Source organism: Thiocystis minor, from assembly GCF_016653465.1.
GTDB lineage: Bacteria > Pseudomonadota > Gammaproteobacteria > Chromatiales > Chromatiaceae > Chromatium > Chromatium minus.
In genome coordinates this window covers 54,988-81,256 of the sequence record NZ_NHSQ01000157.1, presented here as the reverse complement: position 1 = coordinate 81,256, position 26,269 = coordinate 54,988, and the positions used below count along the sequence as shown (strand labels likewise).

The 26,269-nt window shown below is 62.2% G+C and carries 25 protein-coding genes; 11 read left to right on the top strand and 14 right to left on the bottom strand.

Going from position 1 to position 26,269, the window contains the following annotated elements; translation table 11 throughout:
* Positions 1–301 precede the first annotated feature (301 nt).
* The 4 genes from CCR95_RS21280 to CCR95_RS21265 all read right to left on the bottom strand — a co-directional run bounded on the left by CCR95_RS21280 (position 302) and on the right by CCR95_RS21265 (position 3,832).
* Positions 302–1,033: a cytochrome c1 gene (locus CCR95_RS21280; protein WP_201098225.1), complete on the bottom strand. Its 732-nt coding sequence runs from the start codon at positions 1,031–1,033 to the stop codon at positions 302–304.
* The gene (locus CCR95_RS21275) at positions 1,030–2,274 is read right to left on the bottom strand and encodes a cytochrome b (RefSeq protein WP_201098223.1); all 1,245 of its coding nucleotides are present in this window, start codon (positions 2,272–2,274) and stop codon (positions 1,030–1,032) included. Before CCR95_RS21275 ends, CCR95_RS21280 begins: the two co-directional genes overlap by 4 nt.
* Entirely contained in the window at positions 2,274–2,870 is a 597-nt protein-coding gene (petA, locus tag CCR95_RS21270) for a ubiquinol-cytochrome c reductase iron-sulfur subunit (protein WP_201098222.1), read from the bottom strand. The genes CCR95_RS21275 and petA overlap by 1 nt, the downstream gene beginning before the upstream one ends.
* A 206-nt stretch (positions 2,871–3,076) precedes the next feature.
* Positions 3,077–3,832: a Nif3-like dinuclear metal center hexameric protein gene (locus CCR95_RS21265; protein WP_201098220.1), complete on the bottom strand. Its 756-nt coding sequence runs from the start codon at positions 3,830–3,832 to the stop codon at positions 3,077–3,079.
* Positions 3,833–3,967: 135 nt separating this feature from the next.
* Here CCR95_RS21265 and hmuQ point away from each other — a divergent pair, with 135 nt between their 5' ends.
* Entirely contained in the window at positions 3,968–4,273 is a 306-nt protein-coding gene (hmuQ, locus tag CCR95_RS21260; RefSeq protein ID WP_201098218.1) for a heme-degrading protein HmuQ, read from the top strand.
* Positions 4,274–4,365: 92 nt separating this feature from the next.
* Entirely contained in the window at positions 4,366–5,181 is an 816-nt protein-coding gene (locus CCR95_RS21255) for an RMD1 family protein (RefSeq protein WP_201098216.1), read from the top strand.
* Positions 5,182–5,197: 16 nt separating this feature from the next.
* Here CCR95_RS21255 and CCR95_RS21250 read toward each other — a convergent pair whose 3' ends face one another.
* Both CCR95_RS21250 and CCR95_RS21245 read right to left on the bottom strand, forming a co-directional pair.
* Positions 5,198–5,779, bottom strand: coding sequence for a hypothetical protein (locus tag CCR95_RS21250; RefSeq protein WP_201098214.1), 582 nt, complete (start codon positions 5,777–5,779; stop codon positions 5,198–5,200).
* Positions 5,780–5,792: 13 nt separating this feature from the next.
* On the bottom strand, positions 5,793–6,812 hold the full coding sequence (locus tag CCR95_RS21245) for an OmpA family protein (protein WP_201098212.1): 1,020 nt from the start codon (positions 6,810–6,812) through the stop codon (positions 5,793–5,795).
* 232 nt (positions 6,813–7,044) lie between these two features.
* Here CCR95_RS21245 and CCR95_RS21240 point away from each other — a divergent pair, with 232 nt between their 5' ends.
* From CCR95_RS21240 to CCR95_RS21225, 4 genes are all read left to right on the top strand, one after another.
* Entirely contained in the window at positions 7,045–8,403 is a 1,359-nt protein-coding gene (locus CCR95_RS21240; RefSeq protein ID WP_201098210.1) for a sigma-54-dependent transcriptional regulator, read from the top strand.
* 44 nt (positions 8,404–8,447) lie between these two features.
* Complete coding sequence (gene argA / locus CCR95_RS21235; RefSeq protein WP_201098208.1) at positions 8,448–9,791, top strand: amino-acid N-acetyltransferase; 1,344 nt, start codon at positions 8,448–8,450, stop codon at positions 9,789–9,791.
* Between the two features lie 81 nt (positions 9,792–9,872).
* Positions 9,873–13,370 (top strand): mechanosensitive ion channel domain-containing protein, encoded by a 3,498-nt coding sequence (locus tag CCR95_RS21230; protein ID WP_201098206.1) that lies wholly within the window; start codon positions 9,873–9,875, stop codon positions 13,368–13,370.
* Positions 13,371–13,510: 140 nt separating this feature from the next.
* The gene (locus tag CCR95_RS21225; protein ID WP_242523404.1) at positions 13,511–13,762 is read left to right on the top strand and encodes a PDDEXK family nuclease; all 252 of its coding nucleotides are present in this window, start codon (positions 13,511–13,513) and stop codon (positions 13,760–13,762) included.
* Position 13,763: 1 nt separating this feature from the next.
* Here the strand turns inward: CCR95_RS21225 and CCR95_RS21220 are convergent, their stop codons facing one another.
* A complete protein-coding gene (locus CCR95_RS21220) occupies positions 13,764–13,943 on the bottom strand; it encodes a PA3496 family putative envelope integrity protein (protein WP_201098204.1) in 180 nt (59 codons plus the stop codon).
* A gap of 203 nt (positions 13,944–14,146) precedes the next feature.
* Here CCR95_RS21220 and ppx point away from each other — a divergent pair, with 203 nt between their 5' ends.
* On the top strand, positions 14,147–15,667 hold the full coding sequence (gene ppx / locus CCR95_RS21215) for an exopolyphosphatase (RefSeq protein WP_201098202.1): 1,521 nt from the start codon (positions 14,147–14,149) through the stop codon (positions 15,665–15,667).
* A 101-nt stretch (positions 15,668–15,768) separates the two neighbouring features.
* On the opposite strand, the gene ppk1 is transcribed toward ppx, so the two are convergent.
* Both ppk1 and tnpA read right to left on the bottom strand, forming a co-directional pair.
* Positions 15,769–18,018, bottom strand: coding sequence for a polyphosphate kinase 1 (gene ppk1, locus CCR95_RS21210; RefSeq protein WP_201098200.1), 2,250 nt, complete (start codon positions 18,016–18,018; stop codon positions 15,769–15,771).
* A 128-nt stretch (positions 18,019–18,146) separates the two neighbouring features.
* On the bottom strand, positions 18,147–18,560 hold the full coding sequence (tnpA, locus tag CCR95_RS21205; protein WP_201098198.1) for an IS200/IS605 family transposase: 414 nt from the start codon (positions 18,558–18,560) through the stop codon (positions 18,147–18,149).
* On the opposite strand from tnpA, the gene CCR95_RS21200 reads away from it, so the two are divergent.
* The 3 genes from CCR95_RS21200 (at position 18,537) to cmoB (ending at position 21,057) form a co-directional block, all read left to right on the top strand.
* Complete coding sequence (locus CCR95_RS21200) at positions 18,537–19,193, top strand: transposase (RefSeq protein ID WP_242523403.1); 657 nt, start codon at positions 18,537–18,539, stop codon at positions 19,191–19,193. The two genes, tnpA and CCR95_RS21200, sit on opposite strands and share 24 nt — an antisense overlap.
* Positions 19,186–19,962: a carboxy-S-adenosyl-L-methionine synthase CmoA gene (gene cmoA, locus CCR95_RS21195; protein WP_207188706.1), complete on the top strand. Its 777-nt coding sequence runs from the start codon at positions 19,186–19,188 to the stop codon at positions 19,960–19,962. Before CCR95_RS21200 ends, cmoA begins: the two co-directional genes overlap by 8 nt.
* A gap of 105 nt (positions 19,963–20,067) precedes the next feature.
* Positions 20,068–21,057 carry a tRNA 5-methoxyuridine(34)/uridine 5-oxyacetic acid(34) synthase CmoB gene (cmoB, locus tag CCR95_RS21190; RefSeq protein ID WP_201098196.1) on the top strand — a complete coding sequence of 330 codons (990 nt, stop codon included), beginning with the start codon at positions 20,068–20,070 and terminating at the stop codon, positions 21,055–21,057.
* A 58-nt stretch (positions 21,058–21,115) separates the two neighbouring features.
* Here the strand turns inward: cmoB and CCR95_RS21185 are convergent, their stop codons facing one another.
* Positions 21,116–21,571, bottom strand: a complete 456-nt coding sequence (locus tag CCR95_RS21185; RefSeq protein WP_242523402.1) for an FUN14 domain-containing protein — start codon at positions 21,569–21,571, stop codon at positions 21,116–21,118.
* Between the two features lie 160 nt (positions 21,572–21,731).
* On the opposite strand from CCR95_RS21185, the gene CCR95_RS21180 reads away from it, so the two are divergent.
* The gene (locus CCR95_RS21180; RefSeq protein ID WP_242523401.1) at positions 21,732–22,106 is read left to right on the top strand and encodes a hypothetical protein; all 375 of its coding nucleotides are present in this window, start codon (positions 21,732–21,734) and stop codon (positions 22,104–22,106) included.
* A gap of 133 nt (positions 22,107–22,239) precedes the next feature.
* On the opposite strand, the gene CCR95_RS21175 is transcribed toward CCR95_RS21180, so the two are convergent.
* The 4 genes from CCR95_RS21175 to CCR95_RS21160 all read right to left on the bottom strand — a co-directional run bounded on the left by CCR95_RS21175 (position 22,240) and on the right by CCR95_RS21160 (position 26,173).
* On the bottom strand, positions 22,240–24,438 hold the full coding sequence (locus tag CCR95_RS21175; protein ID WP_201098194.1) for a sodium-translocating pyrophosphatase: 2,199 nt from the start codon (positions 24,436–24,438) through the stop codon (positions 22,240–22,242).
* Positions 24,439–24,518: 80 nt separating this feature from the next.
* Positions 24,519–25,298 (bottom strand): hypothetical protein, encoded by a 780-nt coding sequence (locus tag CCR95_RS21170; protein WP_201098192.1) that lies wholly within the window; start codon positions 25,296–25,298, stop codon positions 24,519–24,521.
* 165 nt (positions 25,299–25,463) lie between these two features.
* Positions 25,464–25,682 (bottom strand): hypothetical protein, encoded by a 219-nt coding sequence (locus CCR95_RS21165; protein WP_201098190.1) that lies wholly within the window; start codon positions 25,680–25,682, stop codon positions 25,464–25,466.
* Positions 25,683–25,738: 56 nt separating this feature from the next.
* On the bottom strand, positions 25,739–26,173 hold the full coding sequence (locus CCR95_RS21160; protein WP_201098188.1) for a sulfur globule family protein: 435 nt from the start codon (positions 26,171–26,173) through the stop codon (positions 25,739–25,741).
* Positions 26,174–26,269: the final 96 nt, after the last annotated feature.

The window sequence follows — 26,269 nt, the reverse complement described above, 5'->3', positions numbered from 1 at the left end:
ACAGATCACCAACCATTCCGGGTCGGCTGACTTGGGGTGCCGGCGTCCAAAGGCGCATTGAGGTGTTGCCTGGTCGCTGGCGCGGATCCGTAGCCGGAGGCAAGACGATCAGCCTTCAGGCATACGAAGAGTAAGCGCTTAAGTATAACCCTTGGAAACCTCGCCGCATGGCGTTTTTCCGCAACTGGATTCGGGCGATGCCAAAAAAAAGGGGGGCGGTCGAGTGGGATGGGCGATACGGATGAAACGCTGAAACCGGCGATCCCCAAGGGGCGGGGATCGCCGGGACAATCGATGATGGCTAGTGAACGTCTTTCCAGAATTCCTTCTTCATCAGATACGCGGGGATGAAGAGGAAGCCGAGGAACAGCAGCACGAAAAAGCCGAGCCGCTGGCGTTCCAGTTGGATCGGTTCGCCGGCATAGGTCAGGAAGGCCGTGATGTCTCGCACCATGGCGTCATACTCCTTGGGCGACAGCGAACCCTGCTCGACCAATTTGACGCCCACGACCACCGGCTCCCCGCCTTCCTTATGCGCATGCTCGAAAACCGGCTCCTGGATGCCTTGCAGATCGCTCAGGCCATGCGGCATGCCCACCAGCGGGAACATCACATTGTTGACGCCATAGGGCCGGGTTGGATCGACATAGAAGCTCTTCAGATAGGTATACACCCAGTCCGGAGAACGCCAGCGCGTCACCAGTGTCAAATCTGGAATGGCAACCCCGAACCATTTCAGGCTGTCCTCCGGACGCATGGCGTTTTCCATCAGATCGCCCGGCTTGGCATCACCAAAGAGCAGGTTCTCGCGCAGCGCGATCTCGTTGATCCCGAGATCCGCCGCCAAGCGGTTATAGCGCATGTACTGCAATGAGTGACACCCCATGCAGTAATTGACGAAGTACTTGGCTCCACGCTGTAGCGATGCCTGATCATGCAGATCGATGTCGGCCTTTTGCAGAGGCGGACCCCCGGAAGCCAGAAGCATGGCCGGCGACAGCAGCAACAGGGTGGCGATGATTAGCTTTCTCATGAGGTCACCCTCTCCGGAACGGGCTTGGTCTTATCCAGTGAGCTGTAGATCGGCATCAGCAGGAAGTAGGCGAAATACAACGTCGTGAAGATCTGCGCCAGCAGCGTGGAGAGATCCGATGCCGGTTGCATGCCCAGCCAAGCCAGAACGATGAACGACACGGCGAAGATGCCCGTGGCCACCTTGAAGATCGGCCCCTTGTACCGCATCGACTTCACCGGGCTGCGATCGAGCCAGGGCAGCACGAAGAAGATCAGGATGGCGCCGAACATCACCACCACGCCGGGGAACTGCGAACCCCACATCGGCGGAACCGCCCGCAACATCGCGTAATAGGGCGTGAAGTACCAGACCGGAGCAATGTGCAGCGGAGTCTGCATAGGGTTGGCCGGCTGGAAGTTCGGCGCTTCAAGGAAGAGCCCGCCCATGGTCGGCATGTAGAACATCACCAAGCTGAACAGGATCAGGAAGACGATGACGCCCGTCAGATCCTTGACCGTGTAGTACGGGTGGAAGGGAATGCCGTCGGCCGGGGCTTTGTCGCTCCAGCGGTTGCCTTTCGGGCCAGCCTTGATCTCGATGCCGTCCGGGTTGTTCGAACCGACATGATGCAGCGCGACGATATGCAGGAAGACCAGCGCCGCGATCACGAACGGCAACAGGAAGTGGAAGGCAAAGAAGCGGTTCAGCGTGGCGTCCGAGATGACATAGTCGCCGCGCACCCAGATCGAGAGATCCTCGCCCACCACTGGCACCGCGGCGAACAGGTTCACGATGACCTGCGCGCCCCAGTAGGACATCTGGCCCCAGGGCAGCAGATAACCGAAAAAGGCGGTTGCCATCATCGCCAGATAGATCACGACGCCGATGATCCACAACAACTCGCGGGGCTTGCGATACGACCCCCAGAGCAGCGCGCGGAACATGTGCAGATAGATCACGATGAAAAAGGCCGACGCACCCGTGGAGTGCATGTAGCGGATCAGCCAGCCCCAGTCGACATCGCGCATGATGTATTCGACCGAAGCGAACGCCAGGGTGGCGTCCGGCTTGTAGCTCATGGCGAGCCAGATCCCCGTGACGATCTGGATCACCAGCGTCAGGATGGCCAGCGAGCCGAAGAAGGACCAGAAATTGAGGTTTTTCGGGGCATAGTATTCGGAGAGATGGGCGCGCCAGGTCTCCGTCAGCGGGAAGCGCTTGTCGATCCAACTGACATTTTCGGTTTTTTCAGCGCTCATCAGGCAGCTCCTCCGTCCTCACCGACCAGGATGGTGGTGTCGTTGAGATAGGCGTGCTTGGGGATCACCAGATTGGTGGGCGCCGGGACGTTCTTGAACACGCGGGCGGCCAGATCGAAGCGCGAACCGTGGCAGGGACAGAAAAAACCGCCCTTCCAGTCGGAACCCAGATCGTCGGGCGCGAATTCCGGCCGGTAGGTCGGCGAGCAGCCCAGATGGGTGCAGATGCCGATCGCGATCAGATACTCAGGCTTGATGGAGCGCGTGGCGTTCTGACAATAGCTCGGCTGCTGCGTTGCCAACTCGGACTTTGGGTCGACCAGCTTCGGGTCGTTGCTTGCGAGCGCGGCAATCATCTCAGGGGTGCGATGCACCACCCACACCGGCTTGCCGCGCCATTTCACGCGCAACAAGGCACCGGGTTCCAGCTTGCTGACATCCGCCTCGACCGGCGCACCGGCGGCCCGCGCGCGCGCGCTCGGGTTCATCGATGCGACGAACGGGACAAGTGCGTAACCGGCGCCCACGGCACCGACCACGCTGGTGGCGGCAACGAGTACTCGTCGCCTCATTTTGTTCACGCCTTCCGCGCTCATAGGCCAATATCCCCCGGCTGATTCAAGCGCCGCCGACCGTATTCACGGCGGGTGCACCCTACAGCTTGGATGAAACGTTCAGGTGGAAAATAAGAATATGACGATTATCTGCAAAATCGACCGCGCATTTTCTTCGATTACTGCCAGGCAGGTCAAGGAAAATGCAAGAAAATGCGGGGCGAATCGGACATCTGAAGACATTTCGTCTACGCTGGATTGTCAATTTCGATGAACTCGTGCAACAACTCGAAACGGTCGGCCAGATGCGATCCAAGGGCCTGAACTCCATACCGTTCGGTGGCATGATGGCCTGCCGCCAGATAGCAGAGACCGTATTCGCGCGCCTGATGGGTGGTTTGTTCCGATAGCTCGCCACTCAAAAAGGCGTCGACCCCCAAGCCGGCGGCCTGTTCGAGGTAGCCCTGCCCCCCGCCAGTACACCAGGCGATTCGCTCGATGGACTCCCGACCCGGTCCCACATGCGTCACCCGTCGTCCAAGCCGCCACGACACCGCGTCGGCGAGTGCCTGGGGCGATAAGGGCGCCGGCAGCCGACCGACCCACACCAGACCATTCGCAATCGCGGTTGGTTCCATCTCCACGAATCCCAGCCGGCCGCCGAGAGTGGCGTTATTACCCACCTCGGGATGCGCGTCGAGCGGAAGATGATAAGCGATGAGACTGACGCCCGCGCTGAGCAATTTCCTTGCGCGTCGGCCTTTGATTCCGGTCAGGCAGGGATTTTCGTTTTTCCAGAACCAGCCATGGTGGACCAGCAGCGCGTCGGCGTCTCGATCGAGTGCCGCGTCGATGAGCGCCGCGCAGGCGGTGACGCCGCTGACCAGCCGCCTGATCGGTCGGTCGCCCTCCACCTGCAAGCCGTTCGGGGCATAATCGACGAAGCGCGAGGCGTCGAGGAAACCATCGCAGTAGGCAACGAGAGCGAGCGGTTCGATCGTCATTTCGGATTTTCCGGATTCAAATCGTATGGTGTAAAGAGTCGCCAGCCATCCCCGTGGCCATCGCGGCTCAGTGACCGCTGGCATCCGCCATTCCGCTATAATCAGCCCCATTGACCATTTGGGATGAGTTGCATCATGTATCTTGCCATGAACCGTTTTCGTATCGTGCGCGGCCAGGAAGAGACCTTTGTCGAGCATTGGCGCCATCGCGAGAGCTACCTGGACCGTGTGCCCGGTTTCGTGCGCTTTCATCTTCTCAAGGGCTCCGAGACCGACGAATACACCCTGTTCGCCTCCTTCACCGAGTGGACGGACGAGGACGCCTTCGTGGCATGGACGCACTCCGACGCCTTTCGCGCGGCCCACGTCAACGCGGGTCAAACCACGCGGGATCTATATCTTGGCCCGCCTCAACTGGAACTCTTCAGCGCGGTACTGTAGACGGTTGCCGGTCATCGTGCGCGGCCTCATGGCGCGTCTGCGCGCTCTTGCCGTTCCCGCCACACTCACCCTCCACGCCCGGAATGGATCTCATGCCTGCCATACCCGCCGCTTCTGTCCTTGAATCCTTGACCGCACGCGCGATTCTGCTCGGTCGCTATCTGGATCCACGGCGTCTCGAACCGTTCGAGTCGCTTGCGACCAACCCACTCGTCGTCGCCGTGCCTGGCGGTGGCCGGGCGGTTCTGTTGCGCTCCGGCGCAGTCGTGCTCTTCGGCGTCGATCAAGAGAGCGAAGCCGCCTTTATCGAGCAGCTCCGGCCGCTGGTGAAAGAGCCGCTGGAGCGGACCGAGTACGAAAACCTGGTGCTGGCCGTCGACCCAGGACGCAGCGAAGGGGTTGAGCGAGACCGCGTGGTCCTGACCGACACGGAAACGGCAAGGCTCCAGGTGGTGGCCGACATCCTCGGCAAGAGCGTGCTGCTCGCCGAGCAGGAATCGCGCGTGGCGCGCGCTTTCGATCGCATCGAACCGCTCGCGGATCGCCTCCAGCGTCATGGACGTGGCGGAAGCAACGCCCGCACCCTGATTCGCCATATCGGCGAGGCACTGGCGATCCAGCAGGACATGGTCGGACGCGGCGAGGTCGGCGATAAACCGGAAGTGATCTGGGAGCGGCACGATCTGGAGCGTCTGTTCCTGAATCTGGAAGCCGAGTATGAAATCCGCGAGCGCCAGCTCGCGCTGGAACGCAAGCTTACGCTGATCAACGACACCGCCGGCACACTCCTCGATCTGCTCCAGAGCAAGCGCAGCCTGCGGGTGGAGTGGTACATCGTGGTCCTGATCGTGGTGGAGATTGTGCTTACCGTCTACGAACTCTTCTTTCACGGCGCTCCGACCCACTGAGTGCGCCGGACCCACCTCAGCGTCGAGTCGCGATTGCGGCCTGAGACAGCCAGAGCAGCGCCGGCTCGTCCGTCCTGGAAAGCTCCCCGTCGCGCACGAAAAGCGCGCCATCGCCGACGGCCTCGGCCATCACCTCCCGTCCGTCCTGGCGATTTTCAAACGCCGGATGGACGCTGTCGTCACGGAGCGCGAGACGTTGGCGCGTCCAATCCCGCACCGTTCGATGATATGAACGCCGGTAGACCACCTTGGCGGCGCGCAGCTGCTCGCCAAGAAAAAACAGGGTCACCGAGGAGGCCGGAATCTGGTTGAACGAGCCGATACCCGCACCGCACAGCCGATCACCGAATGGATTGGCGCCGGTGGCGCATTGGAACCGCAGCTTGGGAAACAGCTCGCGCAGCCGGGCCTCCGTCAAACCGCTATTGAAGGAATCGAGCGCGGCATTGAACTCGGGTTTTCCGAGCACGAACATCAGGGCGAGATCCGTGCGCCGCTGCCCGTCATCGGTGAAAGCCAGCCAGTAGAAAGGCCCGAACACGCAGGCCAGTATCAACAGGGTCTTGTAGGTCTTGGGGAGTTTCAGGTCGTTTTTCATCGGTGAATCATCCTTACTTGGCGACCATTTCCACGCGACGGTTACGGGCACGCCCCTCCTCGCCGGCATTGGAGGCGACCGGCGCAAGTCCCGCGACCCCCATCGGCGTCAGGCGCTCGCCCAGGATTCCATAGTTGGAGATCAGCGCGCGCACCACCTCCGCCGCGCGTCGCTGGGAGAGATCCATGTTGTATTCCAGGCTGCCCTGGTTATCGGTATGGCCGACGATAAACACCGACAGCTCGGGCTGTTCGCTCAGCATCCTCGCCATCTGTTCGAGTTGCGGGCGCGACTCGGGCCGCAGGCTGGCCTGATCGACATCGAAGTGGATGCCATAGAGCGCCACCCGTCCCTCCGCGTCGATCCCGCGCGCCAGTTCGCCGGCATCGAGCAGCACCATGCGTTCCTGCATCGGTCTGGCGACGACCTCCTCGACGAACACGGCCACCCGCTTGCCCGCCTCGGAATCGGCATAATTATCCTGAAAGGCTGCGAAGACAAAGACGTAGGAATCGCCGTCGGGTTTGCTCCGGCGCGCGACATGGATGCGGGGTTCCTGCACGGAATTGCCGGAATAGACAGACTTAAGCAGATGGCTGTCGGTGAACTTCTTGCCATGCGCCTCGTCGGTGTAGAAACTGGCAACGTCTTTTCCGCATTCCTCAAAGCCCGAGCACTGGAAGATGGGCTGATAGTCGAGCTTTTCCAATGCCCGCCGATAGTTTTCGATGACCTCCAGCGAACTGGCATTGGCTGGCGCCAGATAGAGAAGACGGGTGCGTCGACCTTCGAGCTTGATAGATTGCGACCAAAAGGCTTTGCCGGGGCGGTCGTCCCATTTCGCGGTGGGGAACTCGCTCTGATCGAATTCGCTCAGCCGATAGCCGATGATGACCGAATCCGCGAAGCGCGGTACACCTGGAAGATCGCTCGCGCCCGATTGATCCCGAGTCAGATCGCGAGCCGGCGTTGCCGTGGCGATCGCTGCCAGAAAACAAGCGCTCAGAAACCGTCGGCCAAGATCGAGTCGCATGCTTTGGTTTCCTCCTCTCAGGTGATCGACAGGATTGCCGCGACCGGAGTCGGCTACGGCAACACCTCTCGATGATACTCTGTTTAAATTGTCACCTCTTTGCGCCAACCATTGTCCGGGCAGGGTAACGGGGCCGGATTGTGACCGAAGAGCAGACCCAGATCGATCGCCGCTAAAATATCGATCATTGCCACCATGATCGTCAGTTCAATCAAACAGGGGGCGGATGCCCATGAACAAGGCCCAGGCGCTCGTCGTCGATGACGAGGCTGATCTCCTCGATCTTCTGAAGATCACGCTTGCACGGATGGATGTTCAGGCCGTGACGGCGCTGACGCTCGCCGAAGCCAGGCGTCACCTGGAGCGCGGCCAGTTCGATCTCTGTCTGACCGATATGAATCTGCCCGATGGCAGCGGGATCGATCTGATCCGCCAGATCGGCGAGCAGTATCCACAAATCCCCGTGGCGATGATTACCGCGCACGGCAGCATGGAATCGGCGGTCGCGGCGATGAAGGCGGGCGCCTTCGATTTCGTGTCCAAGCCGGTCGATCTCCAACTGTTGCGCCGGCTCGTCGGTTCGGCCCTCAAACTGCGCGGTCACGCCTCCGCCAGCGACGAGGAGCGCGGCGACACGGGACCGCAACTCCTGGGCGATTCGGCTGCGATGGAGCGGATCCGGCAACTGATCGTCAAACTGGCACGCAACCAGGCCCCGGTTTTCATCACCGGCGAGAGCGGCACCGGCAAGGAGCTGGCGGCCCGGCTGATTCATGCTCAGGGACCGCGTCGCGAGGCCCGGTTCGTGGCCGTAAACTGCGGCGCCATCCCCCAGGATCTGGTGGAGAGCGAGTTGTTCGGGCACAAAAAGGGGAGTTTCACCGGGGCGATCAGCGATAAGGAAGGGCTGTTCCAGGCCGCCGAGGGCGGGACGCTCTTTCTCGACGAGGTCGCGGATCTGCCCCTAGCGACGCAGGTCAAGCTGTTGCGCGCGATCCAGGAGAAGAGCGTGCGTCCCGTCGGCGCCCAGCGCGAGGTTGCGGTGGACGCGCGCATCATCAGCGCCAGCCATCGCGATCTGACGGCCGAGGTCGAGCGGGGGCGCTTTCGCCAGGATCTCTTTTATCGCATCAACGTCATCGAGCTGCGGATGCCGGCGCTGCGCGAACGGCCGCGGGATATACCGCTGCTCGCGGACCGATTGCTCCAGCGACTCGCCCGCCAGCAGGGCCGCCACGGCGACCAACCCGCACTGAAGCTATCGGCCGAGGCGATCGGTGCGCTGACTCGGTACGCCTTCCCCGGTAACGTCCGCGAACTGGAAAATATCCTGGAACGCGCCCTGGCTCTCTGCGAGGGCGAGCGGATCGACGTCGACGATCTCTATCTGCCCAGGACGGAAGCGCCCGCGGGCTCGCACGACACTGTGGACGAGAGCATCCCCCTGGAAGATTCTCTACGCGCGATCGAGAAGCGGGCGATTCTCAATGCGCTCGACGAGACCGGGGGGGACCAGGCCGCTGCGGGCAAAAAACTGAAGATGCCCCTGAAATCGCTGCGCTACCGTCTGGCCAGGCTGGGGATCGGTTGAAACGTCCGAATCTTTCCAACATTCTCCGACGAGGCAATACCGACGTGCCTGCTTTGACTTCCGCCCCGGTCGACACCGACCAGGGCCGCGACCCGTTCGTGGACTGGATGCGCCAGGCCACGCCCTATATCCACGCCCATCGCGGACGAACTTTTGTCATCGCCTTTGGCGGCGAGGCGGTCGCCGATGCCCGCTTTCCGAATCTGGTGCATGACATCGCCCTGCTCCATGGCTTCGGGATCCGGCTGGTGCTGGTGCATGGCGCGCGCCCGCAGATCGAGTCCCGTCTGGCCAGCCGGGGGGCGCAACTGCGCTATGTCAATGGCCTGCGGGTGACGGACGCTACGGCGCTCGCCTGCGTCAAGGAGGCCGCCGGCGTGGTGCGGGTCGAGATTGAGGCGCTGCTGTCGCTGGGGCTCGCCAACTCGCCCATGGCTGGGGTGCGCATCCCGGTCGTCTCCGGCAACTTTGTCACCGCAAGGCCGCTGGGCGTGATCGGGGGCGTCGACCACGGACACACGGGCGCGGTGCGCCGGGTCGACCACCGCACCCTGCGAGCGATGCTCGAACAGGGCGCGGTCGCCCTGATGCCGCCCCTGGGTTACTCGCCCACCGGCGAAGTGTTCAATCTGAGCGCGGCGGACGTGGCCCGCGGCACGGCGGTCGCCCTGGGCGCCGACAAGCTGATTTTTCTGATCGAACACGCCGGCACTGCCGAGATCGAGCGGCTCGCCCCGAATCTGCTGGCGCGCGACGTCGATGACTTGCTGACCGGCAATCCCACGCTGCCCAGGGAGGTCGCCGTCTGTCTGCGCGCCGGGGCCGATGCCTGTCGCAACGGGATTCGGCGCGTCCATCTGGTCGCGCGCCGTCAGGATGGCGCGCTGCTGCGCGAACTCTTCACCCGCGACGGCAGCGGCACGCTGATCTCGGCCGAGCCCTTCGAGGATCTGCGCCCGGCGCGCATCGACGATGTCGCCGGGATCCTCGAACTCCTGCGCCCGCTGGAAGAGGGCGGCGTGCTGGTGCGCCGCTCGCGCGAGCGTCTGGAAACCGAAATCGACCGCTTCGTGCTGACCGAGCGCGACGGTTTGGTGACGGCCTGCGCCGCGCTCTACGGCTATCCGAGCGACGGCATGGCCGAACTGGCCTGTCTCGCGGTTCATCAGGATTATCGGGGCGCGCGACGTGGCGACCGTCTGCTCGAACACATGGAAGGGCTCGCCCGCGCGCGCCAGATCCGGCGGTTGTTCGTGCTGACGACCCAGACGGCGCACTGGTTTCAGGAACGTGGATTCCAGCCTGCCGGGCTCGATGAGCTACCGATGGAAAAGCAGGTTCTCTATAATTTTCAGCGTAATTCCAAGGTGTTCATCAAATCGCTCTGAGCGCCGCCCGCACACCGGACGCCAAGCCCCGGTCAACCGCGGACCATCCAGATTCAGCAGTCATCACGAAGAGGTGGAATCTTGTCGTTTTTTTCAGTGTTGCAGGGTAGCGCTCGCCCAGCGATTGCCGCGTCAGCGACGCGCGCATCCAAACCAGCTCGACACATCGCGATCGCCCTGCTGCTTCTGCTGTTGGTCGCGACCATGGCGACCGCGGCACAGCCATCGAACGGTCCCGCCAACCTTCCCACTGTCAGCCAGATCGCCAGCAAGATCGCCGAAGCCGAGTCCGCGACTGGACTGGACGAAGCGGCCAAGGCCGCGAAAGCGGTCTTGATCGAGCAGTATCGCCGCGCCCAATCGAACCTGGAGGACGCGAACAATTTCAACGCCAAAGCCGACGACTTCGCGCAATCGCTCAAGACAGCCCCGAAGACGACCGCAACCATCCTGAAACAGTTGGAGCAAGACGCGTCGAGCGCGGATGATCGGGCCGAGAAAATTCCGGACACCCTTCCGACCCTGGAGATCAACCAGCGGTTGGGCAAGGTGCTGGCCGATGCGGCGATCGAGGAAACCCGTGTCGGCGAATTCGAGAAGCTGATCGATGGCAACGTGGATCGCCCAGCGGCGGCCCGCGCGCGCATGACCGAGTTGAAGCAGCAGCTTGATCAGATCGACGCCGACCTGAGCCAGGTGACCGTCGCGGGCGAAGCGCTCGATCTTGCCCAGGCGCGCCGCTGGGCGCTGGAGACCCAGCGCGCGGCACTCTGGGCCGAGGGCCGCATGATCGAGCAGGAGTTGCTCAGCCAATCGGTCCGCGAGTCGCTCTATAAGGCCCAGCGCGACCAGGCCGCGCAGTCATTGCTGCGTTTGAAAAACCGCCAGCGGTTGCTGGAGGATCTGCAGAACAAACGCCGCACGGATGAAGCCCAGGCGGCGCAAATGGCTTCCGAGGAAGCGAAGCGGGCGGCGGAAGACAAACACCCGCTGGTGCGCGAGCTGACCGAACAGAACGCGGACATCACCGACTCGCTGGGGAAACTCGCCCAAAAGCTGGATGGAATGAGCGGCGAACTCGCCCGGATCGAGAGCGAACGCAAACGCATCGAGGAGGATTTTCGCGGTGCCAGACAGCGGCTGGACGCGGCGGGATTAAGCAAGGCGCTCGGTCAGGTGCTGCTGGATCGGCGCAGTCAACTTCCCGATCTGGGGGAGTATCGAAAAACGATCGAGGCGCGGGAGGACGAGATCGCCGAAGCCACCCTGCGTCAGATCCGCTACCGGGAAGAAGAGCGCCGGTTGCGTGACCTCGCTCGTTATCTCGGCGAATTGACCACGAATGACGACTCCGCCCGGGAGCCTCAAGTCCATAGCCAGCTCACCGAGACGCTGCGACAGCGCAAACCATTGATTGAGCAGGCGCTGAGCGTCGAGGACGAGTACATCCGTCAGCTTGGCGAGTTGAATTATGCCGCCGAGCAGGTCGTCCTGAGCGCCGACATCTACGATGAATTCCTGGCCGAACGACTGCTCTGGGTCCGCAGTACCTCAATGGTGAATCTGGATACCCTGCGCGCGCTGCCCGCCGCCATGGCCTGGATGTTTTCCTGGGAGGGCTGGCTGGAGGTCGCGGAGGTTCTCGCCGAGCGAATCCGGCACGCGTTCCCGTTCTGGCTGGGGCTCGGCGGCGTTGCGCTGTTGTTCTGGAAGATTTCGTCGCTCCGGCGCGCGATCCGCGCCACCGCCGAACCCTTGCGGCGGGTGCGTACCGATCATCTCCGCTTTACGCTCCAGGCCATCGGCCTGACCCTGCTGGCGGCCCTGCCGCTGCCGTTGCTGGCCTGGGTGCTGGGCCAGCAGTTGCTCCTCTCGGTGGATGCCACCGCCTTTACGCGCGCCTTCGGGGCCGCGCTCGCCGAAGTCTCCTTCGGGCTGTATTATCTGCGGGCATTTCGCATGCTCTGCATTCCGGGCGGCGTCGCCGATCGGCACTTCCGCTGGAGCGGCGAGACCCTCAAGAGTCTCCGGCGCGATTTCGACTGGTTTAGCCTCTATATCATCCCCACCGCCCTGATCACTGTCACCCTCTACAACCATAACGATTCCGCCTACACCGGCAGTCTGGGACGCCTGACGCTGGTTGCCAGCATGCTCGGCTTCGCGATCTTTTTTGCCCGTCTGCTGCATCCCGAGCGGGGCGTCCTGAAGCGGATGCTCGCGGCACAACCGAACGGCTGGCTCAGCCGTCTGCGCCATCTCTGGTTTCCCTTCATCGTCGGCGGGCCGTTGGCCCTGGCCGGCCTGGCGCTGTTCGGTTACGTCTATACTGCGGGCGTGCTTTTTCAATCGCTGGTCTATCAGACCTGGCTCGTGCTGGCCCTCGTGGTGCTGCATCAATCGATCGTGCGCTGGCTAATCGTCACCCGACGCCGGCTGGCCCTGCAGGCCGCGCTTGACCGACAGGCGACGCGACGCGCCCAGGCAGAGACCGAGCGGACAGAGGGGGCGCCTGCCTCGGAGGTCTCGCCGGCGGAAGAGCCGGAACCCGATCTTGCCGCCCTGGACGAGCAAACCCGCCGACTCATCAATGCCTCGATCTTCTTCAGCGCCTTTGTTGGACTCTGGCTGACCTGGTCCGATGTGCTTCCCGCCTTTACGGTGTTCGAGGAGTTCGCGCTCTGGCATTACACCGGCATGGTCGACGGCAGCGAACAACGGATCCCCGTCACCGCGGCGGATGTTGGCCTGGTGCTGGTGATCGTGTTCATCGCGACGGTCGCGGCCAGGAACCTGCCCGCGCTCCTGGAAATCCTGTTACTGCAAAGCGCCTCGGTGTCCGCCGGGGGACGCTATGCCATCAAGACCCTGGTGAGCTATTTCATCACGGCGGTCGCCTTCCTGCTCGCCTTCAGCACCATGGGGTTCAGTTGGTCGCAAGTGCAGTGGCTGGTTGCCGCCTTGGGTGTGGGCATCGGCTTCGGTCTTCAGGAAATCGTCGCCAATTTCATCAGCGGTCTCATCATTCTGTTCGAGCGTCCGGTGCGGGTCGGCGACATCGTGACCATCGGCGAGACCACGGGCGTGGTGACCAATATCCAGATTCGCGCCACCACCATCCGCAACTGGGATAAGCAGGAACTGCTGGTGCCGAACAAGGAATTCATCACCGAGCGGTTATTGAACTGGACGCTGACCGACCAACAGAATCGCATCACCATCCCGATCGGCATCGAATATGGCAGCGATACCAAACTGGCGCTATCGCTCCTGAGGCAGATCGCCGAGCAGCACGTAAAAGTGCTTGACGATCCGGCCCCCTTAGTCAGCTTCGAGGGTTTCGGAGACAACGCGCTGACCGTGATCCTGCGCTGCTATCTGGACTCGCTCGACGAGCGCATCGGCGTCATCACCGAGTTGCACCAGGCAATCTATGAATCCTTCGCCCGGAACGGATTATTGATGGCCTTCCCGCAGCGCGATGTTCACCTGTCCGCGCGCGAGCCGCTGGAGATTCGGCTACGGCGCGCGCCGCGAGAAGCGCCGGCGGACTCGCCGCCGGCTGGCGAGTGCGCGTGAGGCGTTCGAGACATCCCACGATGGCTTTTTGCGGAAATTGTCTTAACATCCTCGCTGTCGCAAACTTGGCCTGCCACGTCAAGCGGCTTGGGCAGGAGCGGCGAACGTCGCGATCAACCATGTCATCCGCGAGGCATGCCATGCACGTCCAGCCAGCGAACGAGCGTTATACCTTGGATGATTACCGTCATTGGGAAGGCGACTGGGAATTGATCGACGGCGTGGCGCTGGCCATGTCGCCTTTGCCGGGGATCTCCCGTCAACGGCTCGGAATGCGCGTGGTCCGGCAACTCGACGAGGCGCTCGACAATTGCCCCCGCTGCGAGGCGTTGTTCGAGATCGATGTCGAGTTCGATTTCTCGCGTCTCTGGCGCACTCGGACGGCGTGCTGATTTAATTCAACTCATCGAACTCCGGATCGTCCAGCAGATCGCGCAGACGCTTGAGTTCGCGCATGTGCTCGATCCGCCGGCGGATATCCAGGCTCGCCGCCTGACCGCGCGATTCCTGGGCCGTCATCGGCGGAATCCGCTCGTTGACTTCCTGTCCGTAGCTATTTTCAGTGTCCAGCATGTCCCAATACCTCAGGGTGTTACAAGGCAATCATTCAGCGGTGCGTATACCAGAAAATGTGGCCAATTGAAAGATATTTTTTCGAGATCGCCCCATCCCGCATCAAGACACGACCGCGGAAATCCGTAAAGCTGCCCCTTGCCCCGCCCTTTTCAAGATTCTGTTACCATGCGCACCCATCCCCGGCGCCGGATCCCCCGCTCATGCCTGAAACATTCAACCAGGCAACCGACAACCCGCCGCGCGAAATCGTCGCGGCGGTCGATCTCGGTTCCAACAGCTTTCACATGATTGTCGCCCAACTCGACGACGGTCATATGCGGATCACCGACCGGCTCCGGGAGATGGTCCGTCTCGGCGAAGGACTGAGCGATGACAAATCGCTAACCCCCGAGGTCGCCGAGCGCGCCTTGGCCTGCCTGGAGCGCTTCGGTCAACGGCTGCGCGCCTTCCCCGCCGGCAGCGTGCGCGCGGTCGGGACCAATACGCTGAGACAGTTGCGGCCCGATACGGGTTTCGTCGAACGCGCCGAGGCCGCGCTCGGCCATCCCATCGATGTCATTGCCGGCCGTGAAGAGGCGCGCCTGATCTATCTGGGGGTTGCGCACGGACTAGCGGCTGGCGCCGAGCGTCGGCTGGTGGTCGATATCGGCGGTGGCAGCACCGAGATCATCGTCGGCCAGGGCTTTTCGCCACGCTTGCGCGAAAGCCTGCACATGGGCTGCGTCAGCCTCTCGCGCAAGTATTTCGCGGATGGGCGCATCACGGCCAAGGCCATGCAGAAGGCGGAACTGGCGGGCGCCCTGGAAGTCAGACCTGTCAGGGAGTTGTTCCGCCGGGCCGGCTGGCGAAAAGCCGTCGGCAGCTCGGGAACCATCCGCTCGATCGCGGCCGTGGTCAACGCCGAGGGTTGGTGCGATGACGGCATTTCCGCCGAGTCCCTGACTTGCCTAAGCCGCGCGTTGGTCGAGGCCGAGAAGACCTCCAACATCACCCTGAAGGGACTAACCGAAGAGCGCAAACCGGTCTTCGCGGGCGGCGTGGCCGTCTTGCGATCGGTCTTCGAGGCGCTCGGGATCGAACACATGCAAGTTTCCGACTACGCCCTTCGGGAGGGCGTGATTTATGAAATGATGGGGCGTCATCAGCACGAGGATGTACGCGAGCGCACCGTCGCGACGCTCTGCCGACAATTTCAGATTGACCCGGTGCATGGTCGGCGCGTCCAGGCCACCGCCCTCGTGGTCTACCGCCAACTCGCGACCCCCTGGGCGCTGAACGACCCCGATCATCCGCTCATGCTCTCCTGGGCGGCCCGGCTGCATGAGATCGGCCTCATGGTGGCCCACAGTCAATATCAGAAGCATGGCGCCTATCTGCTGCGCAACGCGGATCTCGCGGGCTTCTCCCGACAGGAACAGATGGTGCTCGCGGCCCTTGTGCTGGGCCACCGGCGCAAATTTCCGGTACAGGAATTCGCGGCGCTGCCCAAGGCGGAACAGGCGTGCGCCCGCCGTCTGTGCGTGATCCTGCGTCTGGCGGCGCTCCTGCATCGCGGGCGTTCCGCGGCGAACAAGCCCAGCCCGACCCTGCTGGCGGATGGAGAACGGCTCGCCCTGAGCTTTCCGGACGATTGGCTTGCCCGTCATCCGCTCACGCAATTGGAGTTGGAGCAGGAAGCCGAACGGCTTGCCAGCGCGGGGATTCTGCTGACTTTTAGCTGACGAGATCCGTGTGGAATTGGTGTGCAAGGCGGCGGCATAGACCCGCTGCTCGTTGGATCCTGCCGCCTCCATCGCCGCGCACGCCGATGTTCGGGGTGCGGTTAGCTGCTCGTCAGATTCCGGTCTCTCAGCCGCCATTGAAAATGGCTCAATAGCTTGGAGCGGACCTTCTTCTCCTTATGCTTGGCGGCGGCGACGAGACGTTTTTCGGCCACCCCGATCAAGGTCTCCTGTGCTCCCTTGGTGCTGTCGTCCTCGGGGGTGCGCTGGGTGTAGTTGCCGTCCGCGTCCATGTCCCAGGCGGAGCGGGTGTCGGCGAACTGCACGTCCAGAATCAGACGGAGTTCCTGACGCAGTTCGGGATTCTCCACCGGGGCATGGACCTCGACCCGGCTGTCCAGGTTGCGGCCCATCATGTCCGCGGAGCCGATGTAATACTCCTCCTCGCCGCCGTTGCGGAAATAGATGATCCGTCCGTGCTCCAGAAAACGCCCGACGATGCTGACGACGCGCGCCTTCTCGCTGATGCCGGGCAGTCCGGGACGGAAGCGGCAGGTGTCGCGGATGATGAGATCGACCTGCACCCCGGCGCGGCTGGCCTTGTAGAGCGCGCGGGTGATGTCGGCATCCTCCAGCGCGTTCATCTTCATCTGGATCAGGCCATCGCCGTTGCGTTTGTGCTGCTCGATCTCGCGGTTGATTTTGTCGACGATACCGCGCTTGAGGTTGTAGGGCGCGGCCAGGATCTTGCGGTAGCTCGGCGGCGGCGAGTAGCCGGTCAGATAGTTGAAGAGTTCGGTCAGATCCTGGCCGATGTCCTCGTCGCAACCGAGCATGCCAAGATCCGTGTAGAGCTTGGCGGTGCCCGCGTGATAGTTGCCGGTGCCGATATGGTAGTAGCGGCGTAGTTGGGCATAATCGCGGCGCACGATGAAAATGAGTTTGCTATGGGTCTTGAGTCCCATGACCCCATAGTTGACATGAATGCCCTCAGCCTCCAGGCGGCGCGCCCAGCCGATGTTGGCCGCCTCGTCGAAGCGCGCCTTGAGTTCGACCAGCACAGCGACCTGCTTACCGTTGCGCGCGGCCTCGATCAGCGAATCCAGGATGGCGCCGGCGGAGGTGCGGTAGAGGGTCATCTTGATCGCCAGCACCTTGGGATCCTCGGCGGCGGTGCGCAGAAAACGCTCCACCGTGGTGCTGAAGGGCTGGTAGGGATGCTGGAGCAGGATGGGGCCGTTTTCGCGGACGATATGGAAGATGTTGCGCCGATCGTTGGCCAGCAGCGGATGATCCACCGGACGATGTGACTTATCGTGCAGTTCCGGTTTGTCGATCCCGGCCAGCTCGAACAGATCGCGCAGGGCCATCATGCCCTCCACCTCGAACACGTCCTCGTCCTCGTTCAGACCCAGTTCGGCGGCCAGCATGCCGCGATGGGTGGGCTCCATGCCGGGCTGCACCTCCAGCCGCACGATGGGCGCGAAATGGCGCTCGCGCAGTTCGGTTTCGATCATCTCCAGCAGATCGTTGGCGGCCTCCGCGTCGGGCTCGACAATGGCGTTGCGGGTCACCCGGAACAGACCGCAGGACACGATTTCCATGCCAGGAAACAGCATGTCCAGATTGTTGACCATAAGGTCTTCGAGGGTCACGTAGGTGTGGCTGCCGTCGACCGCGATCAGTCGTTTGGACACGTCCTTGCTCACAGGCACCTTGACGCGGGCCATGTAGACTTCCTGTCCACCGGGAAAGCGCAGCGTGACCAACAGATTCAGCGCCAGGTTGGAGATGAACGGGAAGGGGTGCGCCGGATCCATCGCTAGCGGGGTGAGCATGGGAAAGATATTGGCGCGGAAATGTTCGCGCAGCCGTTCGCGCGCATCGGACGGCAACTCGTCGTGATGGGTGATGCGGATGTCCTGCCCGACCAGTTCCTCCATCAGAACGTCATAGATGCACTGCTGCTGGGCCTGGAAGACGCGGGCCGCTGCCTGACACTCCTTGAGCTGCTGGAGCGGGGTGCGTCCGTCCAGGCTCGGGGTGTGCACGCCGGCGGCAATCTGCTGCTTGAGCCCGCCGATGCGCTTCATGAAAAACTCGTCCAGGTTGTTGCTGACGATCGCGAGGAACTTGACCCGTTCCAGCAGCGGCGTGCGCGGATCGTCGGCCTCGTGGAGCACCCGGCGATTGAACGCCAGCCAGGTTAGCTCACGGTTGAGATAGAGACTGGGGTCGTCGAGATCGATATCGTTGGGGATCGGGGGCATCGTCTCGGTCTCCGTCCCGAATCGGGTGTCATCGTCGTGGAGATCGTCATCGACTTCTGGCTGGAGTGCGCTCGTGCTCATGTCGTCATTCCTGGGTCGTCGGGCGTGGTGGGCGAGTCAATCGATCCCATTCTAACAACCGCTCGCCGTGCGTCGATGGTGGTTTTGTGACCTCAACGACAAGCCCCGCCCTTTTAGGGCGGGGATCTTCAGGCGGGCCGGTTCTGGTTCTCGATATATTTTTTCAGCGCCTCAATCGGAGCGCGGCCTGTGCTGCTGGCGAAATAGCTTGGGGACCACAACGCGTTCTTCGACTTGGCGACCGACCAGAAGGTTGCGACCTCCGGAAAAGCCTGTTTCAGCCGTCGGCTTGAGACACCTTTCAAGCTATTCACGAGTGCAGAAACCGACCATTTTGGCGGATAGGACACCAGCAAATGAACATGATCGCACGCGCCGTTAAACTCGATCAGTTCGCTCTCGAAGTCGGTCAGCACCGACTCGAAAACGGGTTTGAGAAATTCCAGGTGCCGTCCCTCGAAGACGTTGCCGCGCCGCTTGGTCACGAAGACCAAGTGAGCGGTGAGTAAGTAGACAGAATGCCGACCGCGTTTCAATTCCATGCAGACCAACCTTTGATTTTCGGTTATAAGCCTTCTATACTATGCGAAATGGAAACGCTGACCAAAACACTTTCTGTCCGGATCCGTGACCAGCATGTACCGCTGTTGCGGCAACTGGCGTTCGAGGTCAATCAGGTCTGGAATGCCACGAACGCGGAGTCCGCCGAGTTTTCAGCGGTGCCGATTCCGGGTGTCGGCTGGATGCGGTTTGAAACGTCCGCCTTCGACTTGCAAAAGTCGCTGCAAGGAATGCGTGCCGAACGGGCGCCGCATCTGCACTCGCACACCTACCTGGAAGTGATCGCCGAACACGCCAAGAAGCGCAAGCAGTTCAAAAAGAACAAACTGCGCTGGCGGTGCTCGGGCGGCAGTCGCCGCTCACTTGGTTGGATTCCCTTCAAGGTCGGGTCGGCGGTCTGGAAGAACGGTCAGGTGCGTTATCACGGCCATTTCTTTTGCTCGTGCTGCGGGACGATTCCCGATAGCAGTCCGAAAGGTCGGGCGGGGCTTGAAGTGAGGCATTGGGAATGCTCCTGCTGTGGAGCCAAGCATGATCGCGACATCAACGCCGCGATCAATATTCTCAATGTCGGATTGGGATGCCAATCTCAGGAGACGACGTCCAATGGCTAAAGCACCGGGAATCCTCCGGTCTTCAGCCGGAGGATGCATCAAGATCAACGCATCCGATGACCTGTTCGACCGCCCCGACGCACCGGCCAGCCCGTTCCGGTTCGATGCCGATGTCGCGCGGGTGTTTCCGGACATGGTGCGCCGCTCGGTTCCCGGTTATGCAGAATTGATCGGCATCACCGGACTCATCGCGCGGCGGGTGGCGCGCCCCGGAACCCGCTGTTATGACCTGGGCTGTTCGCTGGGCGCGGTCACCCGCGAGATCCTGGCGCGGACCGGCCCCGAGGTGCGGATCGTCGCCATCGACAATGCGCCCGCGATGATCGCGGGTCTGCGCGCGCGTCTTGCTGACTTGCCGGGCCGCGAGCGGGTCGAATTAGTCCACGCGGACGTAGAGGCGGTGCCGATCGCGCAGGCTTCGCTGGCGGTCCTGAATCTGACCCTTCAGTTCGTCGCGCCGGAGCGCCGCCTGGAGTTGCTCGGGCGTATCCGCGCCGGTCTGGTGCCGGGCGGCGTGCTGATCCTGGCCGAAAAGATTCTGGTGCCAAACGATCATGGCGGCGACTTGCTGACCGCGCTGCACGAGGATTTCAAGCGCGCCCAAGGCTATAGCGATCTGGCCATCAGCCGTAAACGCGCGGCGCTGGAACAGGTTCTGCTGCCGGATAGCGTCGAGACCCACGAGCAGCGACTGGCCGCCGCCGGTTTTGCCGGATTCACGCGCTGGTATCAGAGTCTGAACTTTGTCGCCTGGATCGCATGGGCCTGATGAAATCGCGTCCCGTAGGGCATGCGGCGTTGCGTGCAATCCGTCAAGTTGGCACGACCGACGCCAAGTGGTTCATGCAGGATCGAGTCGAGACACCAACGACGCATGTCAGACGGGACGCGATTTAATTTCCAAACCTTTCTCGCGCGTCTGGCTCAAACGCCTCTGGCGCCCTGGGGCGATGCGCTCGCCGAAGCCGTGCGGATCCGGCTCGGTCCTGGCGCGCATGGCGATCTGGCGAGCTGGGAGGCGGCGCTCTCGGATCTTCCCGCGTTGCCGGACGGAAAGAGAGTGCTGGACCGCGCTTGTGTCGGCATCCAATCCAACAATCCGCTTGACCCCGAGACCGAACGGCAGTTACGAGACGCGCTGATGCGTCTGCATCCCTGGCGCAAGGGACCGTATTGCCTCCATGGCGTGCGGATCGACACCGAATGGCGCTCGGACTGGAAATGGGATCGGCTCGCTAGCGCCATCGCGCCGCTCGACGGTCGGCGGGTGCTCGATGTCGGCTGCGGTAACGGCTATCACGGCTGGCGCATGCTCGGCGCAGGTGCCGAGCTGGTTCTCGGGATCGATCCGACCCTGCTGTTCGTGGCACAATTCCTGGCGCTCGATCGTTACCTGACGCACGACGCGCTGGCCGTGCTGCCGCTTGGAATCGAGGATCTGCCGGGCGGGCTGACCGGATTCGAGACGGTGTTTTCGATGGGCGTACTCTATCATCGCCGCTCGCCCATGGACCATCTGGGCGAGTTGTGCCGGTTGCTCAGGCCCGGCGGCGAACTGGTGCTGGAGACGCTGGTACTGGAGGGCGGGGACGAACGGGTGCTGGTGCCGCCGGGGCGCTATGCGAGCATGCGCAATGTCTGGTTCATTCCCAGCGTTGCGGCACTCTCGGTCTGGCTCGGTCGCTGCGGCTTCACGGCGATTCGCGTGATCGATGTCAGTCGCACGACAGGCGAGGAGCAGCGGTCCACCGACTGGATGCGTTTCCAATCGCTGCCCGATCATCTCGATCCCAATGATCCGCATCGGACCGTCGAGGGATTGCCCGCGCCGTGCCGCGCGATTCTGCTTGCCGAGCGGCGCTAGTGCAACTGTGCGAAAATCCCAAAACCGTCTCAGGTCTCGGAATTTGAGCAGCGAAGCACTAATATTTCAGACCCAGCGCCAGTCCCGCCAGAAAGGAGGCCCCGCCGGTCAGATTGTCTCCGACGAATGCGAAAAAGACGCCCGCGAAGGCGCCCAGCCAGGCCATCCAGCCGTCGTAATGGGCCTCGACGCCCGACCAGTTGATGTCGACGAGCCCGGCATACTGGAGTCCGAAGACGCCGAGCAGGATCAGGCCAATGACGAGCAGCGCAATCTTGAAGGCGACCTTCAGGGCAAAGCCCATGGCCAGCCCGATCATGAAGGAGAAACCGAGCGTCAGGAAAAAGCTCTCAGTGAACAGTTTCCCGGCGCTACCCGCATGGTCCTGGGCGATCGGATCGGGCATGATTGGCGGGGGCTCGGGATCGCCGGCGGCGACCGCGGAAAAAGCCCAGACAGATGCGCCTAGCGTCCAGACAGGAATGGCGCGAATCGGTTGTGACAGGTGAAACATGGGGCGTATCCAACAAAAGAAAGGCGACAGGGTGCCATGATCCGCCGGCGTTGTCATTGCACCTGGAAACTGCGGTTTTCGGTGATAAAATCCTGCTCGCAAATGCCCGTTCCCTGCGTTCGCCTTGCGATGAGCGCATTGGGCATTCCGGTTGGACGTGTTGATCGCCACCATCATTCCCGCCCGCGCGGGCCATCAAACTTGGGGGATTTGGATTCTTATGAAATGTGCAATGTTAATGACTGGAAGTGGACCGATCGTCATCCTGACGTCGTATGACTCGCTTGAAAATCCAGACTTGCTGGAACGTCTGGCCAACAAGGGTATCCCGAAGTTCATGGCCTATGAGATTCCTCTGGCGCTTGCCGAAGAGCGTTATGGCGGCCACTTCAGAAAGGTAACAAACGGGTTCAGAGAATCCGACAGTCTGCGGGTTCTGGACCACAATGGGCATCGCGCCTTCTATCTGTTCAAGTTCGAGGAACTTGGCACGCCGCTGGCGCATGAAGGCTCGCTGGAAGATCATCACCACTGAGTCGATTGACACCACGAGGCGCAGGGATGCGTCACATGACCGCTCGCATCAAACCCCGCCATGAAAACCCCTCGGGCGCTTGGCGCCCGAGGGTTAGGTGCGTCCCTTTCCCGACTCGCAACCAGTCAGCCCGCTACAGCAGGCTGTAGGTCACCGTCACCCCCGCCATGATGATGGCGACGATACTCATCAGCTTGATCAGGATATTCAGGCTCGGTCCCGAGGTGTCCTTGAAGGGGTCGCCGATGGTGTCGCCGATCACCGCCGCCCGGTGCGCGCGCGAGTTCTTGCCGCCGTGATGACCCGCCTCGATGTGTTTCTTGGCGTTATCCCAGGCACCGCCGGAGTTGGCGAGAAACACCGCCAGCACGAAGCCGCTGGAGAGTCCGCCGACTAGCAGGCCGATCACGCCCGCCACGCCCAGGAGCAGGCCAGTTAAGACCGGGGCAATCACCGCGATCAGCGCGGGCACGACCATTTCGCGTTGGGCACCGAGAGTGGAGATCGCGACGCAGCGTTCATAGTCCGGTTGCGAGGTACCCTTGAGGATGCCCGGATCTTCCCGGAATTGTCGACGTACTTCTTCCACCATCAAGAGCGCGGCGCGTCCCACCGCCTGCACGGTCATCCCGCTGAAGGCGAAAGCGACCATGGCGCCGATCATGACCCCCACCAGAACCGTGGGATTCAGGAGATTCACGCTGTAATAGGTCATGAAATCGGTCAGGGTTGCCGAATCGGTCGGGACGGTCGTGCCGTGACCAAGCGTCAGCACCGTCGTGCCGACCTTGATGAGTTCCATCCGGACCACTTCGACATAGGACGCCAGCAGCGCGAGCGCGGTGAGCGCGGCGGAGCCGATGGCGAACCCCTTGCCGGTCGCAGCCGTCGTATTGCCGAGCGAATCGAGCGCGTCGGTACGGGCGCGAACCTCTGGCCCCAGACCGCTCATCTCGGCGTTGCCGCCGGCGTTGTCGGCGATGGGGCCGTAGGCGTCGCTGGCGAGCGTGATCCCCAGGGTTGACAGCATCCCGACAGCAGCGATACCCACGCCATAGAGACCCTGATTCATCTGACTGGCATCGAAGCCGGAGGCGAACAGGAAGGCCAGCAGGGTGCCGACACCCACCGTCAGCACCGGGATGGCGGTCGAGAGCATGCCGACGCCGATCCCGGCGATGACCAGCGTCGCCGCGCCGCCTTCGGCCTGATTGGCGATCTGGCGGGTCGGCGAGTAGCTGGGCGAGGTGTAATACTCGGTGGAGCGACCGATAATGACGCCCGAGACCAGGCCCGCGATCACCGCGCCCCAGATCCCCCAGACGTTCGGCATCCCGAGCAGGAATAGAAACGCCAGCGAGACGACGACGATCATGGCCGCGCTGCTGTTGATGCCGCGCCCGAGCGCGTCGAGCAGTTGTTTCTGGTTCGCGCCTTCCTCGGTCTTGACCAGATAAACCCCAAGGATGGACAGCAGGATGCCCAACCCGGCGATCATGATGGGCGCGACCACCGCCTTCATCTGGAGCGACGGATCGCTCATATAGGCCGCTGCGCCCAGTGCGCTTGCGGCCAGAATGGAGCCGACGTAAGACTCGAAGAGATCGGCGCCCATGCCGGCGACATCGCCGACGTTATCGCCAACGTTATCCGCGATCACCGCCGGGTTGCGTGGGTCGTCCTCCGGAATGCCGCTCTCGACCTTGCCGACCAGATCCGCGCCGACATCGGCCGCCTTGGTGAAGATGCCGCCGCCCACGCGGGCGAACATGGCCTGAAGCGAGGCGCCCATGCCGAAGGTCAGGGTGGTGGTGGTGATGAGCACCATGCGGTGCGTCTCGCCGGTATCGCCCGCCGGAATCAGGAGGCTCGCCAGGATGAACCAGAACACGATGTTGCCGAGTCCCAGCCCGACCACGACCAGACCCATGACCGCGCCGCTGCGGAAGGCGATGCGTAGCGCGTCCGGTAGCGAGGTGCGGGCGGCGGCGGCGGTGCGGGTGGATGCCTGGGTCGCGGTTTGCATCCCGAAATAGCCCGCCAGCGCCGAGAAAAATCCGCCGCAGAGGAAGGTGACCGGCAGCCAGGTGCTTTGCACATGGAACTGGTAGGCCAGCACGGCAAACACCGCCGCCAGCACCACGAAGACCAGGGACATGATCTTGTACTGTTGCCACAGATACGCCATGGCGCCACGGCTGACATGGCCGCCGATCTCCTGCATCAGCGCGGTGCCCTGGTCCTGACGGATCATTTCCTTATAGAACCCCCACGCGTAAACCAACGCCGCGATGGCGGCGATGGGCGCGATCCAAAAGACAATCTCATTCATTGGGTGACAGCCTGTGCAAGCAAGGTGGAAAGGATGAATTCAGTGCGCCAGTCGGGTGTCTGGCGGTTATTGGGCGAGCCTTATTCGAGCCCCGTGACCTGCGCGGAACGCCACCAGCCGCGATACCGGTCTTCGAGTTCCGCCAGAGTGGGGAAGCGATAATAAGCGAAGTCGTTCTGGTCGCCGACATAGAAGCCGCCTTGCACCATGCGATAGATCACGCCCTCCTTGACCTGCTTCAGCACCAGTTTGCTGGGCTTGCCGTGATTGTTCGTCAGTTCGAGGAGAACGTCGCGCAGATGGTCGATGTTCGAATAGGGGATGTCATCGGTTGAGCCGTGCTCGGGATTGTCCGCCAGTTCCCCGAGATTCAGCTCGGAGAAAACGATCCGAGGAACATGGACAGGATTGGTCGGGTTCGTGATGAAATCGGAAAATTCATGCGGCTCCAGCCGGCTGGCAACCATCGGAGTGATCGGGCAGAACTCCTGATAAAGATGGAGCCGCTCGTTTGGATGCGGTTTGTATTCCTCGCGTCGCAGCTCTAGCGTTTTACCGTCGTTCGTCACGAGATAGAGGTTGCCGAGCGCGGCGACCGGAACCCGCGACAACACCCGGTAGATCGAGAGATAGACCGAGTTCTTGGACGAGCCGTCCGGCTTCGGGACGCAGCGTTCGTCGACGAGATGGAAGGGGAAATCATCCGAGCGGAACTTGGGGTCGACCTCGAAAAAGATCGCCTCGCCCTGCACATGAACCTTGGTTCCTACCGCGTAATAGCTGCCGAATTCCTCCGGCTTCAACATGGACGCGATGAGTGCCTGCGGGATCAGGGACAGGTACAGATGCTTGTCGGTCATGGAATGCCTCGCGTTGTTTCGCATGAAAGTCCAACGATGCGGACTCGATTCTGATCGATCATTTTTATGCTCGATCAATTATCGCGATAAATGCATCTCTGTGCACGCGGGATCCGGCATGCGGAGTGGTAAAACATGCCGTGAATAGGGTACGAGATCCGATATTCACTCGGTTCGGGAACGGCGGCGCGGCAAATCGTCCTGCGCGTCAAGCCAGGCGTTCAAATGCTGGATGTCGATTCGGAGAACACCGACACGAATCGCGGGTTGGGGATTCGGTCCGATCAGAGGTTGATCAACGGTAAAGGGGAGGCAGGGCGGAGAGATCGCGATCTTGGCGGATTTCAATAAACGAGCGAGGCACTCGCCGCTGGCAAGCGGCACACCCCGTCTCCGGGGTGTCCGCGAGCATCTAAACGAACCGGCTCAAGGACAAGGTCTTATTGAGCTGGCGCGGCCTGGGGAGGCTGGACTGGCATCTGCGGAGGCATTGCGCCATAGGGTGCGCCATAGCCATAAGGGGCGCCATAGCCAGGAGCACCGCCGTAGCCATAGGGGGCGCCATAGCCATAGGGAGCGCCGTAACCATAAGGCGCGCCGTAGCCATCGCCACTGCCATAGCCATAACCATCGCCACGGCCATAGCCGCGACCGTAGCCACGACCCTGACTGCGACCGCTGCCGCTCATGTTCATGTTGAAGTCGCCGGTGCCGTCACCGAACATGTCGCCCATGTTGTCCATCATGCCGTTGCCGTAACCACGGCCGTCGTTCCCGTAGCCACCGGGGCCGCCCCACCAGGCGCTCGCGGTAAAGGAGGCACTGGCCAGACCGACGACCGCTGCAAGACCGGCAATTTTCATGGCTTTCATCATTGTCGTTACACTCTCGAATGATTATGGAGACGTTAAGGACAGACGTTCACGTCGAACGCAGCCGACCGGAGGAATGCGCGCCAATGAGTTCAGCAC